General features: G+C 61.1%; 13 protein-coding genes. 3 read left to right on the forward strand and 10 right to left on the reverse strand.

The genetic code is table 11. The features are described from left to right. Nucleotides 1-61 precede the first annotated feature (61 nt). Entirely contained in the window at nucleotides 62-673 is a 612-nt protein-coding gene (ureG, locus tag AC1DF8_RS21275; RefSeq protein WP_112544010.1) for an urease accessory protein UreG, read from the forward strand. Between the two features lie 3 nt (nucleotides 674-676). On the opposite strand, the gene AC1DF8_RS21280 is transcribed toward ureG, so the two are convergent. Both AC1DF8_RS21280 and AC1DF8_RS21285 read right to left on the reverse strand, forming a co-directional pair. After that, the gene (locus AC1DF8_RS21280) at nucleotides 677-1,363 is read right to left on the reverse strand and encodes a Crp/Fnr family transcriptional regulator (RefSeq protein ID WP_113116697.1); all 687 of its coding nucleotides are present in this window, start codon (nucleotides 1,361-1,363) and stop codon (nucleotides 677-679) included. Between the two features lie 112 nt (nucleotides 1,364-1,475). Next, a complete protein-coding gene (locus tag AC1DF8_RS21285; protein WP_112971166.1) occupies nucleotides 1,476-1,673 on the reverse strand; it encodes a hypothetical protein in 198 nt (65 codons plus the stop codon). Nucleotides 1,674-1,832: 159 nt separating this feature from the next. Between AC1DF8_RS21285 and AC1DF8_RS21290 the strand changes: the two genes are divergently transcribed. After that, nucleotides 1,833-2,894: a LacI family DNA-binding transcriptional regulator gene (locus AC1DF8_RS21290; RefSeq protein WP_478154844.1), complete on the forward strand. Its 1,062-nt coding sequence runs from the start codon at nucleotides 1,833-1,835 to the stop codon at nucleotides 2,892-2,894. A 56-nt stretch (nucleotides 2,895-2,950) separates the two neighbouring features. Here AC1DF8_RS21290 and AC1DF8_RS21295 read toward each other — a convergent pair whose 3' ends face one another. The 6 genes from AC1DF8_RS21295 to AC1DF8_RS21320 all read right to left on the reverse strand — a co-directional run bounded on the left by AC1DF8_RS21295 (nucleotide 2,951) and on the right by AC1DF8_RS21320 (nucleotide 11,812). Beyond that, on the reverse strand, nucleotides 2,951-6,271 hold the full coding sequence (locus AC1DF8_RS21295) for an efflux RND transporter permease subunit (RefSeq protein ID WP_478154846.1): 3,321 nt from the start codon (nucleotides 6,269-6,271) through the stop codon (nucleotides 2,951-2,953). A gap of 12 nt (nucleotides 6,272-6,283) precedes the next feature. After that, the gene (locus AC1DF8_RS21300) at nucleotides 6,284-7,510 is read right to left on the reverse strand and encodes an efflux RND transporter periplasmic adaptor subunit (protein ID WP_478154848.1); all 1,227 of its coding nucleotides are present in this window, start codon (nucleotides 7,508-7,510) and stop codon (nucleotides 6,284-6,286) included. Between the two features lie 411 nt (nucleotides 7,511-7,921). Beyond that, nucleotides 7,922-8,893 (reverse strand): ABC transporter substrate-binding protein, encoded by a 972-nt coding sequence (locus AC1DF8_RS21305; RefSeq protein WP_112544016.1) that lies wholly within the window; start codon nucleotides 8,891-8,893, stop codon nucleotides 7,922-7,924. Nucleotides 8,894-8,948: 55 nt separating this feature from the next. Next, entirely contained in the window at nucleotides 8,949-10,076 is a 1,128-nt protein-coding gene (locus AC1DF8_RS21310) for an ABC transporter permease (RefSeq protein ID WP_478154850.1), read from the reverse strand. Further along, a complete protein-coding gene (locus AC1DF8_RS21315) occupies nucleotides 10,073-10,957 on the reverse strand; it encodes an ABC transporter permease (protein ID WP_113016891.1) in 885 nt (294 codons plus the stop codon). The genes AC1DF8_RS21310 and AC1DF8_RS21315 overlap by 4 nt, the downstream gene beginning before the upstream one ends. Nucleotides 10,958-11,026: 69 nt before the next feature. Further along, nucleotides 11,027-11,812 (reverse strand): ABC transporter ATP-binding protein, encoded by a 786-nt coding sequence (locus AC1DF8_RS21320; protein WP_112544019.1) that lies wholly within the window; start codon nucleotides 11,810-11,812, stop codon nucleotides 11,027-11,029. A gap of 94 nt (nucleotides 11,813-11,906) precedes the next feature. Between AC1DF8_RS21320 and AC1DF8_RS21325 the strand changes: the two genes are divergently transcribed. Then, a complete protein-coding gene (locus tag AC1DF8_RS21325) occupies nucleotides 11,907-12,320 on the forward strand; it encodes a cupin domain-containing protein (protein WP_478154852.1) in 414 nt (137 codons plus the stop codon). Between the two features lie 2 nt (nucleotides 12,321-12,322). Here the strand turns inward: AC1DF8_RS21325 and AC1DF8_RS21330 are convergent, their stop codons facing one another. Then, nucleotides 12,323-12,700 carry a hypothetical protein gene (locus AC1DF8_RS21330; RefSeq protein ID WP_246715472.1) on the reverse strand — a complete coding sequence of 126 codons (378 nt, stop codon included), beginning with the start codon at nucleotides 12,698-12,700 and terminating at the stop codon, nucleotides 12,323-12,325. Nucleotides 12,701-12,705: 5 nt separating this feature from the next. Then, nucleotides 12,706-14,160 (reverse strand): dihydropyrimidinase, encoded by a 1,455-nt coding sequence (hydA, locus tag AC1DF8_RS21335; protein WP_112544022.1) that lies wholly within the window; start codon nucleotides 14,158-14,160, stop codon nucleotides 12,706-12,708. Nucleotides 14,161-14,164 lie beyond the last annotated feature (4 nt).

The following is a 14,164-nucleotide window of genomic DNA, read 5'->3' on the forward strand; positions in this document are numbered from 1 at the left end:
ATTTGACGGTGGCGGGAAATTGGCGCTTCGCTATCATCCGACTTCGATTGGAGTAAGACACATGAAATCAAGAAACGGACCCCTGCGGGTCGGCATCGGCGGACCGGTGGGCTCGGGCAAGACGGCGCTGACGGAAAAGCTCTGCAAGGCGATGCGCGACGATTATTCGGTCGCCGTCGTGACGAACGACATCTACACGACCGAGGATGCCGAAGCGCTGGTGCGCATGCAGGCGCTGCCATCAGACCGGATCGTCGGCGTTGAGACCGGCGGCTGCCCGCATACGGCTATCCGCGAGGATGCGACGATCAACCTGCAGGCCATTGCCAATCTTAATGAGCGTATTCCCGATCTCGATGTCGTCTTCATCGAATCCGGCGGCGACAATCTGGCGGCGACCTTCTCGCCTGATCTCGCCGATATCACCATCTATGTGATTTCCGTCTGCCAGGGTGAGGAAATTCCGCGCAAGGGCGGGCCGGGCATTACCCGATCGGATCTTCTCGTCATCAACAAGAAGGATCTGGCGCCTTATGTCGGGGCTGACCTCGAAGTGATGGACCGGGATGCAACGCGCATGCGCGCAACGCGTCCGTTCGTCTTTTCCGACATGAAGCGCGGTGACGGCATCAGTTCGATTGTCGACTTTCTGCGGGTGCAGGGCGGCCTGTGACGCCTAGATACGCCTGAGCGTGTTGACGTCACTGATGGCGATGACGCGGCCGCGCACGGTCACGCCTGCTGATTTGAGCGTCGAAAAGGCGCGCGAGAGCGCCTCGGGGGCGAGCCCCAACTTTCGGGCGAGCAGGTTCTTCGGGAATGGCAGCCGTAGCGAAGCCGCTGCGGCGCTCTCCTCTACGCAATGAGAGAGAATGTAATGCGCGACGCGTTGCGGTGCAGTCTGCATGCGGTCGTTGGCCAGGCATTCCATAGTTGCCAGCAGATGCAGCGACAGGCTGTGCATGATCGCGGTGCCGATCTGCGGGTATTCCGCCAAAAGAGCGCGTACCTTGCCGATGTGGAAGCGGGCAAGCACCGTGCTGTCCATCGACTGGGCTCCGTAACGATAGGTGCCGCCGGCCTGGATCAGGCATTCGGCGAAGCTGTCGCCTGGCTCGCAGATACGGATATCTGCCTCCCGACCTTCGCCGTTGAGGCGAAAGAGCCGGACGTAGCCCTCCAGCACGCTGTAGAAATAAACGCCGGGTTCGCCTTCTTGGAAGAGAATGTCGTGTGAAGCGGAAGAGATCACCGTGGAGCAGGCACGTAAGGCCTCGGCCTCAGCACCATTCAGCTCCGCGAAAATTCCGGCCCTTGAGAGCAGCGCCCGCTCGCGGCTGCCTGGCATCAGCATCCTGTTCATGTTCCGACCTCCGGCAGCGATCTACGCCACCAATTTTCCCCTGATGATGCCAGAATAGGGGAAGCAAGGCGCGAGGAAATTGATTTTGATCAAACGCCGGCGTTGCGCACCTCTATCGAGGTCTGTGATCGGTTGGAATGGTGAAGGACCAGGCGTTTGGGTGTTTGCGGCCGCTCATCAACCGGCGCATGAATGGCAGGAAGACAAACAGGCGTTTACCGTGCTCGGTTTCTTCAGCGGGCTTGTTGTCGCGCGGGTTGCCCCAGCGATCCTCATAGAGATCCTTGAAAAGCGAACTGACCGGAATCATCGCTTCATTCTCCTAGTTGTTGAATCGATTCAAAACTCAGATGGAGTTTTTGAACCGATTCAATCCTGTTCCTCGACCGCCGTGCTGTCAAGTTTATTTTGAACCGATACAATCATTTGCTAGAGTGGTTCGGATTTTGGGTGCCAGTAAGGAGCAGCTTTGGGCAAAGGGCATGTGAGGCTGGCTGATGTCGCCAAGGCAGCAGGCGTATCGCAAGGCACGGCATCGAATGTTTTCAGCCGTCCGGACGTGGTGCGGGAGGAAGTACGCGAGCGGGTGCTCAAGGTCGCCCGGGAGCTCGGTTACAGCGGGCCTGACGTCAAGGGCAGGCTGCTGAGGGCAGGGCGGGTGAACGCGATCGGTGTCGCCGCCGTTGAGCCGCTCACCTATTTTTTCGATGACCCCTGGGCGCGTTCACTGATGACCGCGATCGGTGAGGTCTGTGATTCCAGCGGCACTGGCATCGCTGTCGTATCGGCGATGAACGAGGAGCGGCTTGCCTGGAACATCAACAGCGCGCTCGTCGACGGCTTCATTCTGCTTTGCGTGGAAGGCGGAGAGAGGCTCGTGGAACTCACCCGTCAGCGCCAGCTGCCGTTCATCGCGCTGGCGCTCGGCATCGAGGATGAGACGATCCCGGCAATCGGCATCGACAATGTGGCGGGTGGAGCGGCGGCTGCACGGCATCTGCTGGAGCTCGGGCATCGTGACATCGCGATCCTGTCGATCGGCGATGTCGATGGCCTTGTCGGCCCGGTGGCGCCTGAGCGTGTCGATCCCGAGATGGAGGCGACCCCGCGTGACCGCATGCATGGCTATTGGCAGGCGCTGGCCGAATACGGCATTCCTCGCGAAGCCGTTCCGATCCAGGGGACGCTGCATGACAGGCCAAGCACCATCATGGCCATGGAGACCCTGTTCTCTTCTGCCAGTCCGCCGACGGCCATTCTGGCAATGTCGGACAAGGTTGCGCTGTTTGCCATGCAGTGGCTCGCCGAGCGCGGGCTCAAAGTGCCGGAAGCCGTATCCATCATCGGCTTCGACGGTGTGCCGGAAGCCGCAACCTCGCTTCCGCGCCTGACCACCGTCGCCCAGCCCTTTGCCGAAATCGCCCGCCGCTCGGTGACTGCGATCCTCGAAAATGCGTTGCCTGAGAACCACGAGGCGCTCAATCTCGAGCTTGTCGTAAGAGACAGCACGGCGCCGCCGCGAGCGCGCTAATTCGAAAAAACAAAAGGCCGGGTCGATGCCCGGCCTTTCGCGCTATGATTTCTGTCCTATTCAGCCGCGAAGGGCGGCAGGCGCAGCACGTTGGTGTCGTTGCCCGTCTTGCGCTTGCTTTCCGGTCTTTCGATCGCGGTCAGGCGCTCTTCCAGCGAGTCGATGTCGCTGCGGTTCTCGCGGGCAGCGCGGGTGAGGTCTTCGCTCGACATCGGCAGGTCCTCCTTGTCTTTCTTGCCGACCAGGCGACCGAAGATCCAGCCGAGGAGGCGGGAAAGATCGTCCATGATCAGGAAGAAGGAGGGCACGACGACAAGCGAGAGCACCGTCGAGACGATGATGCCGCCGATCACCGCAATCGCCATCGGTGCGCGGAACGAGCCGCCTTCGCCGACGCCGAGGGCGGAAGGCAGCATGCCGGCCGACATGGCGATCGAGGTCATGATGATCGGGCGCGCGCGCTTGCGGCCGGCTTCGACCATGGCCTCGACACGAGCCATGCCCTGATGGCGCATCTCAATCGCGAAATCGACGAGCAGGATGGCGTTCTTGGTGACGATACCCATCAGCATCAGGATGCCGATCATGACCGGCATGGACAGCGGGTTGCTGGTGACGATCAGGCCCGCGGCCACGCCGCCGATTGCGAGTGGCAGCGAGAACAGGATGGTGAAGGGCTGGATGATATCCTTGAAGAGCAGGATCAGCACCGTCAGCACCAGGAGGAGGCCCATCAGCATGGCGTTGACGAAGCTCTGCTGCATCTCCGTCTGCACCTTGGTGTCGCCGCTTTCAGCAAGGTGCACGGTGGCGGGAAGCTTGGCGTCGTTGACGATCTGGCGGAAGCGGGCCGAAGCCGTGTCGAGGGCCACGCCCTGCGGCAGGTCAGAGCCGATCGAGACGACGCGGTAACGGTTGTTGCGCTTGATCGAGCTCACACCTTCCGAATAGTCGATATTGGCGACGGTCGCGAGCGGCACGGTGCCGCCACTGGCCGTCTGGATCTTCAATGCCCGGATGGCGGCGAGATCGCGGCGCATGTCGAGTGAGGCCTGAACCCGGATCGGAATCTGGCGATCGTCGAGCGAGATCTTGGCAAGGGCCGCATCGACGTCGCCGATGGTGGCGACGCGGATCGTCTCGGAGATCTGCTGCGGCGTGATGCCGAGGCGGGCGGCCTCGTCCTTGCGCGGACGGACCTGCAGTTCCGGACGGGGAAGGGCGCCATCGGCGCTGACATTGGCCAGCAGCGGATCGGCGCGCAGCTTGGATTCCAGAATGCCGACCGCGTTATTCAGGTCCTCCTCGTTCTTGGAAAGGAAGTTGAACGAGAGGTCGCGTTCGCCGCGGTCGTTGAGCTTCAGGATATGGACGTCGGGAATGTCGCGCAGCTTGGCGAAGACTTCCTTTTCGATATCCCATTGCGGACGCTCGCGGCCGTGGACCTCCACTTTCGGCAGCATCGGGCCGATAACGGGGAGATGGCCGAGCACGTCATTGACCACCTTCTTGACCAGCGACTGGTCGAGCTTGTCGAGTGCGAGCGTGATGGTCGCTCGGCGCAGTTCGAGTTCGCCCTTCGGAGAAGCGCCGCCGAGGACGAAGACGCTGTCGACGCCGTTGATGTCCTTGACCCGGTCATAGATCGCATCCGTCGTCTTCTCCGTGTCGTCAAGCCGTGCGTTGGGCGGCAGCTCGACCGAGAGAACGATGCGCGAGGCATCTTCCGGCGGCAGGAAGCTGCCGGGCACCTGCATGAGCAACATGACAGAACCGACCAGAAAGCCGATCGCCACAAGCAATGTCGCATAACGCGTGTACCAGTGGCCGGTCGTGCCGCGTATGAGACGCGTGTATCCACGCATCAGCAGACCGTCATTGTCGTGATGGTCTTCCATGCCGTCTTCGGCACGCATCAGATAGGCGGCCATCATCGGGGTGATGAGGCGCGCCACCATCAGCGAGAAGAAGACGGAGAAAGCGACGGTCAGGCCGAACTGTATGAAGTACTGACCCGGGATGCCCGGCATGAAGGAAACGGGCACGAAGACGGCGATGATCGTGAAGGTGGTGGCGATGACGGCAAGGCCGATTTCGTCCGCCGCTTCGATCGCCGCCCGATAGGGCGTCTTGCCCATCTTGATATGGCGGGCAATGTTTTCGATTTCCACGATCGCGTCGTCGACGAGAATACCTGTCGCGAGCGTCAGAGCCAGGAAGCTGACGAGGTTCAGCGAGAAGCCCATCATGTCCATGACCCAGAAGGTCGGGATCGCAGAGAGCGGCAACGCGATGGCCGAGATCAGGGTCGCGCGCCAATTCCTGAGGAACAGAAGGACGACGATGACGGCGAGCAGCGCGCCTTCGAGCAGCGTATGAATGGCGGCTTCATAGTTGCCGTACGTGAAATAGACCGAATCGTCGATCATCTCGATCTTCACGTTCGGGTTTTCGCTTCGCACCTTGTCGAGGCTCTGCGCCACGGTTTCGGCGACGCTGACTTCGCTGGCGCCCTTCGAGCGGAAGACGCCGAAGGTGACGACAGGCGTATCGTTGAAGCGCGAGAAGGATTTCGGCTCCTCGTATGTGTCCTTGATGACGCCGAGATCGGATAGTTTGACGAAACGACCGCTCGGCAGCGCTATCGTCGTGTCTGCAAGCTCGGCGACATTGCGGGCGTCGCCGAGAACGCGGATCGCCTGCTCGCTGCCTGCCACCTGGCCGCGGCCGGAGCCGAGATCGACGTTGGTGCCGCGCAGTTGCTGGTTCACGCTTGCAGCAGTGATGCCATAGGCATCGAGCTTGCCGGGGGTGAGCTCGATGCGCACCTCGCGTTCGGCACCGCCATAACGATCGACGCGGCCGATGCCGGCCTGGCCCTGCAGCGCACGCTTGATCGAATCGTCGACGAACCAGGAGAGTTCTTCGAGCGACATATCCGGCGAGGAAACGGCGAAGGTCTGGATCGCCTGGCCCTCGACATCGACCTTGGTGACGATCGGCGTCTCGGCCGTTGCCGGCAGATCGCTGCGAATGCGGTCGATCGCGTCCTTGACGTCCTGTACAGCCTGTTCCGTCGGCACTTCCATCCGGAACATGACGTTGGTCTGCGAGCTGCCGTCGGTCACTGTCGACTGGATTTCGTCGATACCGGTGATCGAGGCGATCGCGTCTTCGATCTCCTTCGTCACCTGCATTTCGAGTTCGGCCGGCGAAGCGCCGCTCTGCGTCACGCTGATCGAAACGAGCGGCACGTCGATATTCGGGAAGCGCGTGATCGGCAGCTTGTTGAAGGACTGCATGCCGATGAATATCAACAGGCAGAAGGCCAGAAGCGGTGCGATCGGATTTCGAATGGACCAGGCTGAAAAATTCATCGGATGGTCTCTTTAGTTGGAAGCCGAAGGCTGTTCGCGCACCGGAGTGATGTGGTCGCCGTCGCGGACATAGGCGCCCGCCTTGGCCACGACTTCGTCGCCGGTCTTCAATCCACTTGTGATTTCGACATAGGCTCCATCCTGGATGCCGGTCTCGACCTTGGCGAATTTCACCACGCCATTCTCGACCCTGCGGGCGGAGGAGCCTTCACTGCCGGTGAGCACTGCCGTCAGCGGAAGGGACACGCCCTCGGTCTCGCGGACGATGATCTCGGCGCTGCCATACATGCCGGAACGCGCCTTGCTGTCATCGTCGATGGAGATATGGACGAGGCCGAGGCGGGTGACCGGATCGACGGTCGGCGACACCAGGCGCACTGCGCCGGAAAGCTTCTCGCGGCTGCCGGAAAGCGCGATCGTCGCCTTCTGGCCGGCCATGATCCTGACGATGTCACTCTCGGCGACTTCGGCGACAAGCTCGATATCGCCGTCGCGGATAAGCGTAAATAGCGGATCGCCGTTGCCGGCGGCAATGGCGCCGACCTTGGCGTTCTTTGCCGAGACCGTGCCGGCGACCGGCGTCTTCACGTCGGTTCGAGCGAGCTTCAGATCCGCATCGGCAATCTGGCTGTCGAAGACCTTGAGGTCGGCTTCGGCGACTTCGATCGCCTGCTCGGCGGAAGCGACGCGCGCGTTGGCGGCGGCGGCGGTCGCATCGGCCTGTTCGACCTGGGCGGTCGAAACCGTGCCCTTCTTGCCCATTTCCTGGGCGCGAGCCTGCTGCTGCCTTGCCTGTTCGGCATTGGCCTGCGCCTCGATGAGCTGGGCGCGCAGCTGAGCGAGGCTTGCCTCGCCCTTGGCTTTCGTCGCCATCATCTGGCTCTTGGTCAGGACCAGAGCGTCATCGTTCAACGTTGCCAGCGTGCTGTCGGCCTGAACCTTGTCGCCGACATCGGCCTTCAGACTGCGAATGGAGAGGCCTTCCACCTGCGGCTGGATATAGACTTCCTCGACGGGCTTGACCGTTCCGGTACCGATGACCCGGTCGACGAGGGTGCGGTTCGCCGCTGTGGTGACGACGATTGCAGGCAGGTTCTGGGAGGCCTGGGCCTGCGTGGCCTGGGGTTCCTCGGCAAATACAGCCGGGGCCGCAAAAGTAGCGGCAATCAGAGCCGAGGCCGCAAAAGCGGCGATGGGAAAAGTGGAGGCGCGTAGTAATGCGTGCGGCTTGAGTGCCATGCGTCGTCGTCCAATCTCTTGACGGGATCGGCCGAACTCGCGCGTTCTCAAACAGGCTCGCGGTCGGGCGAATGCCGTCTTCCAAATCTCAGAGGTATTTACCCGCATCCCATTCGCCGGAACTTATGGTCCCAATCCGGCAAATCCGGCTAGTACGTGGTATTGATTTGCTCCACGCGCAAGCCCGGCAGAAAATAATTCCCCATGAGATACTATTAATTACCATTGCGATGCCCATCAATCACCTAAGGGTTATGTGAACATGACGATGATTGATCGGCCCGCACAAGGTTTGACGTTTGACGCCTGACAAATGCGACAGTTGCAAGGCGATTTTTTCCATCGAGTGCAAAAAACAGAAACGCGCGGGAGATTCTCCCGCGCGCGTTGCATTTCGGCATCAATATGCTGCTACTTGGCGGCAGCGTCCGTGATGTCGTGGGTCCAGGCGCCCGACGGCTCCTTGTTGACGATTTTCTGGTCGAGCAGGGCCTTGGCCGTGCGGTCATAGAGCGTAGTGTCGAGCTTGCCGGTACCATCCCCGATAAGCTTGGCGACTTCGCCCATCATCCGCTTCTGGTGGTTTTCGTCCTGGCCACCGGCGTCGACGACGATCCCGGCTGCATCGTCAGGATTTTCCATCGCATATTTCCAGCCCTTCATGGAAGCGCGGACGAACTTGACCATCTTTTCCTTGAAGGCCGGATCCTTCAGCTTGTCTTCCATTGCATAGAGGCCGTCCTCAAGAAGGTCATTGCCCATGGCGGTATAGTTGAAGACCACAAGGTCTTCCGGCTTCAGGCCGGCATCGATTGCCTGCCAGTATTCGTTATAGGTCATGACGGAGATACAATCGGCCTGCTTCTGCAGCAGCGGCTGCACGTCGAAGCTCTGCTTCAGCACGGTCACGCCGTCAGCACCGCCATCGGTCTTGAGGCCCAGCTTGTTCATCCAGGCGAAGAAGGGATATTCGTTGCCGAAGAACCAGACGCCGAGCGTGTGGCCCTTGAAGTCGGCTTCGGTCTTGATCGGACCATCCTTGCGGCAGATCATTTCCATGCCGGATTTCTGATAGGGCTGGGCGATATTGACGAGCGGAACGCCCTTTTCGCGCGCAACCAGCGCGCCGCCCATCCAGTCGACGATCACATCGGCGCCGCCGCCGGCAATCACCTGTTCCGGCGCGATGTCGGGGCCGCCCGGCTTGATATCGACGTCGAGGCCTTCTTCTTCGTAATAACCCTTGTCCTTGGCGACGTAATAACCGGCGAACTGCGACTGGGTGACCCATTTCAGCTGCAGTGTCACCTTGTCGGCGGCCATCGCGTGGGCCGCGGCAAGCGACATCGCGCTCGCCATCATTGCAACCATCAACTTTTTCATTTTCTTTTTTCCCTCTGAAGTTATGCCCAGGCCGCTATTCGAGGCCGGGGCGCGCCTAACCACCACGGATAGACGGATGCCAGAACGTCACCGCCCTCTCGGCAAGGGCGACGACACCATAGAAGATCGAGCCTGCAAGCGCCGCGACGGCGATCTCGGCCCAGACCATGTCGACATTCATGCGGCCCATCTCGGTGGAGATGCGAAAGCCCATGCCGACGATCGGCGTCCCGAAGAATTCCGCAACGATGGCACCAATCATCGCCAGCGTCGAGTTGATCTTCAGTGCGTTGAAAATGAAGGGCATTGCGGCGGGAAGCCTGAGCTTCAGCAGCGTCTGCCAGTAGTTGGATGCGTAGGTGCGCATCAGGTCGCGCTCCATGTTGCCGGAGGCGGCAAGGCCGGCGACCGTGTTCACCAGCATGGGGAAGAAGGTCATGATGATGACGACGGCGGCCTTCGACTGCCAGTCGAAGCCGAACCACATGACCATGATCGGTGCGACGCCGATGATCGGCAGCGCGGACACCATATTGCCGATCGGCAGGAGGCCGCGACGCAGGAAAGCGAAGCGGTCGGCGAGGATGGCAACCACGAAGCCGCTCGCGCAGCCGATGACATATCCGATGAGGACCGCTTTGAAGATCGTCTGCCTGATATCTTCGCCAAGGGTTGGCAGCGAGCCTGATATGCGCGCCCAGATCGCGCCTGGCGGCGGCAGGATGACGAAGGGAATGCCGAGGCCGCGTGTGGCCGCTTCCCACATGATGAGGATCCAGGCGCCGAAAATGGCGGGAATCAGCAGACGCAACAACCATTTGCCGACAGGCGTTGGCGGCTGGAGTTCGGACAGTTCCGTGACGCAGCGCGAGGCAAGCAGCCAGCCGGCGGCAAGCAGCAGGAAGAAGGAGAGGGTCGCAAAGCGCTCGTTGCCCGAGAGCGTGTTGAGCAACAGCCACGCAGCGCCATGGGCGCCGATGAAGAGGGCGGTGGCGGTGAGCGCTCTAGATATGGGCGCGAAGGAAATCAGCGCCGCGGCGACGACGAACAGGGTGATCAGCGTGGTCGTCATGGATGATGGAGGCTCAGAGGCTCCGTCCGCATAGAGAGGCAGCATGAACATGGCCGCTATCACGCTGAGGAGGGCGACCAGGCCCTGCCAGGAAAGCGTCATCTGTTTCATGCCGGCCTCCCGCCCATGGCGCGATCGACTATCTTCGCAACGACGCCGACGATCGTGACGAGGATCGCCGCGAGGACCGAACCCGCGACCAGTGCCGCCCATATGTCGATGGTCTGGCTGTAATAGGAACCGGCAAGCAGTTTCGAGCCGATGCCTGCAACAGCGCCGGTCGGCAGTTCGCCGACGATGGTACCGACCAGGCTTGCCGCGATCGCCACCTTCATCGACGTGAAGAGGAAGGGAATGGAGGCGGGCACGCGCAGCTTCCAGAAGGTTTGTGCGGCGGTGGCATTATACGTGCGCATCAAATCCAGATGCATGACCTCGGGTGACCGCAAGCCCTTCACCATGCCGACGGCGACCGGGAAGAAGGAGAGATAGGTCGATATCAGCGCCTTGGGGATCAGGCCGGTGATGTTGATCGAGCCGAGAACGACGATGATCATGGGCGCAACCGCCAGGATGGGCACGGTCTGCGAGGCAATGATCCAGGGCATCAGGCTGCGGTCCAGCGCCTTGATGTGGATGATGGCAACGGCAATGACGATACCGAGCAGCGTGCCGAAGGCAAAGCCGAGTGCAGTGGACGAGAGGGTGACGCCTGCGTGATAGACGAGGCTGCGATTGCTCGAGAGCTTTCTGAGGAAGGTGTTTTCGAACACATTCTGCGCCACCTGATGCGGCGCCGGCAGGACGGGTTTCGGCTGGGATAGCGTCTTGCCGACAAATTCCATCGTGGTCGAGGTGACGCTGTTGCGCGTATCCATGTCGCGCTGAAACGGCGTGTTCAGGATGACGGCTGCGACATACCAGATCGCGACCAGCACCAGCAGGATTGTGAGGACGGGGACGATCTTGTCCTTGAGGGTGTCGGGTTTCATGCGGCGTCCCTCCACTTGGGGAGGTTGAGGTTGCCCCACCCTGTTCCGCCGGCAACCGGATGCAAAGCCTTACTGCTCATAACTATGCCCCGCCCTCAGCCCTTCGCGCACACGATGGGCGATTTCCAGGAATTCCGGGGTTTCACGGATATCGAGCGGACGCTCGCTTGGCAGGGTCGAGTCGATCACGTCCGTCACGCGGCCGGGGCGGGGCGACATGACCACGATCTTGGTGGAGAGATAGACCGCCTCCGGAATGGAATGGGTGACGAAGCAGATCGTCTTGTTGGTGCGAGCCCACAGCTTCAGAAGGGCTGCATTCAGGTGGTCGCGGACGATTTCGTCCAGCGCCCCGAAGGGCTCATCCATCAGCAACAGATCTGCATCGAAGGCAAGCGCGCGGGCGATCGAGGCGCGCTGCTGCATACCGCCCGAGAGTTGCCAGGGGAATTTCTTGTTGAAGCCTGAGAGTTCGACGAGATCGAGCGCATCGGCAATGCGCTTCTTCCGGTCGGACCTCGAATAGCCCATGATCTCCAGGGGCAGGGCGATGTTCTTTTCGATCGTGCGCCAAGGATATAGCGCCGGCGCCTGGAAGACGTAGCCATAGGCGCGCGCCTTGCGCGCCTCTTCCGGCGTCATGCCGTTGATGGCGATCTCGCCCGATGTGGTTCGTTCGAGATCGGCGATGACGCGCAGGAAGGTCGTCTTGCCGCAGCCGGAGGGACCGATGAAGGAGACGAATTCGCCCTTGCGGATATCGAGATTGACATTGCTCAGCGCATGCACCGGCCCGTCATTCGTCTGGTAGGTGAGACAGAGATCCTTGGCGGATACGACGGAGGGTGCTTGCATCAATAAACCAGTCTTGTTTTCGCCGCGCCCGCGCGGTTTTCCATGATATCATCGCCGCCGGCCTTTCCGGCAGCACAGTCCTTGGAGGATGAGGATGGACGTAAAATCAAAGCCCACCTGCCATATTGTTCGTCCCAACCACACCTATGACGGCAAGCAGGGGCTCAGCTATTTCGAGGGTATTGCGGCCGAAACCGTGGGCGCGAAGGGCATCTGCATGCATCTTCTGACGATCCCGCCCGGCGTGCGCGCCAAGGCGCATCTGCATGAGGCGCATGAAACGGCGATCTACATGCTCTCCGGCGAGGCCCATACCTGGTACGGCGACAAGCTTGAAAACCATGTGATCGTGCGCGCCGGCGAGCTTTTTTATATTCCGGCCGGCGTGCCGCATCTTCCGGCAAACCTCAGCAGTACGCCGTGCACGGCGATCATTGCGCGCACCGATCCGAACGAGCAGGAGAGTGTCGTCCTGCTGCCCGAGCTCGATCAACTGGTGCCTGCGTGAGGCTATTTGCATAGCGGCAGCGGCCCCCACTTGATATTGGCATCCGAGGCAAGACCGATCGTATAGCCTTTCGGGCCAGACGTGATCCTGGCGGTATCGTCGGAGCTGCTTTCTTCGCCTTCTGCCTGGCAGGCAACGGTTGCGGAGAAGTTCTTGCCCTCGGTCTTCAAGATCTTCTTGACCTCGCAATAGGACGCAGCCGTGGTGATGGCCTCCGATGTCAGCAGGAAGAAGTTGTCGGAGCCGGTGCTTTCGCCGGTCTTGGCATAGGCGCAGCCATCCTTGTTGCCGTAACTGCCCTTGATGGGCAGCGTATCGGCATTTGCCGCAGTGGAAAGAGCGGCCAGGCAGACGATTGTCAAAAGCAGATGGCCGCGCATCAATATCATACCCCGCTTGCCGGGATGCCCGTACGCTCGACCTTGCGCGGAGCCGTGATCTCCTTCCAGGTCGACAGCGCCTTGCTGACGGCGGTAACCGGCTCGCGCTTGACGAATTCACCGTGGCCCGAGCGGGTCTTAACCGTATCCTCCTCGATGGCCACGACGCCGCGCGTCAGCGTGTAACGCGGCAGGCCGGTGACTTCCTTGCCCTCGAAGACGTTGTAATCGATCGCCGATTGCTGGCGCTTCGACGAAATGGTTTTGGAGCGCTTCGGATCCCAGACAACCAGATCGGCATCGGCGCCGACGAGGATGGCGCCCTTCTTCGGGTAAATGTTGAGGATCTTGGCGATGTTGGTCGAGGTGACGGCGACGAATTCATTCATCGTCAGACGGCCGGTATTGACGCCATAGGTCCAAAGCATCGGCATGCGGTCTTCGAGGCCGCCGGTGCCGTTCGGGATCTTGGTGAAATCACCGACGCCGAAGCGCTTCTGCGCCGTGGTGAAGGCGCAGTGATCGGTCGCCACCACCTGTAGCGAACCGGAGGCGAGGCCCGCCCAGAGGCTATCCTGATGCTGCTTGTTGCGGAAGGGCGGGGACATGACGCGGCGGGCGGCATGATCCCAGTCCTTGTCGAAATATTCGGTCTCGTCGAGCGTCAGGTGCTGGATCAGCGGCTCGCCATAGGCGCGAATGCCCTTCTGGCGGGCGCGGCGGATCGCTTCATGCGCCTGTTCGCAGGAGGTGTGGACGATATAGACGGGGCAGCCGGCCATGTCGGCGATCATGATAGCACGGTTGGTGGCTTCGCCCTCGACTTCGGCCGGGCGCGAATAGGCATGGGCCTCCGGGCCATTATTGCCTTCCGAGAGCAGCTTGGCCGACAGCGAGGCGACGACATCGCCGTTTTCGGCATGGACGAGCGGCAGGGCGCCAAGCTCGGCGCAGCGCTGGAAGGAGGCGAACATCTCGTCGTCATTCACCATCAGCGCGCCCTTGTAGGCCATGAAATGCTTGAAGGTGTTGATGCCCTTGTCCTGAACGATGGTCTTCATCTCGTTGAAGACCTGCTCGCCCCACCAGGTGATCGCCATGTGGAAGGAATAGTCGCAATTGGCGCGGGTGGACTTGTTGTCCCACATGGTCAGCGCTTCGAGCAGCGACTGGCCGGGCGAGGGAAGGGCGAAGTCGACGACCATGGTCGTGCCGCCGGAAAGGGCCGCCCGCGTGCCGCTCTCGAAATCGTCGGAGGAATAGGTGCCCATGAAGGGCATTTCGAGATGGGTGTGCGGGTCGATGCCGCCGGGCATGATGAAACAGCCTGTGGCATCAAGCACTTCGTTGCCGGAAAGGTTCGGGCCGATCTCGACGATCTTGCCGCCGTCAATCTTCACATCCGCCTTGTAGGTGAGGTCGGCCGTGACGATGGTGCCGTTCTTGATGACTGTAGTCATGATC

It is taken from the genome of Rhizobium sp. 05N49 (genome assembly GCF_056396805.1).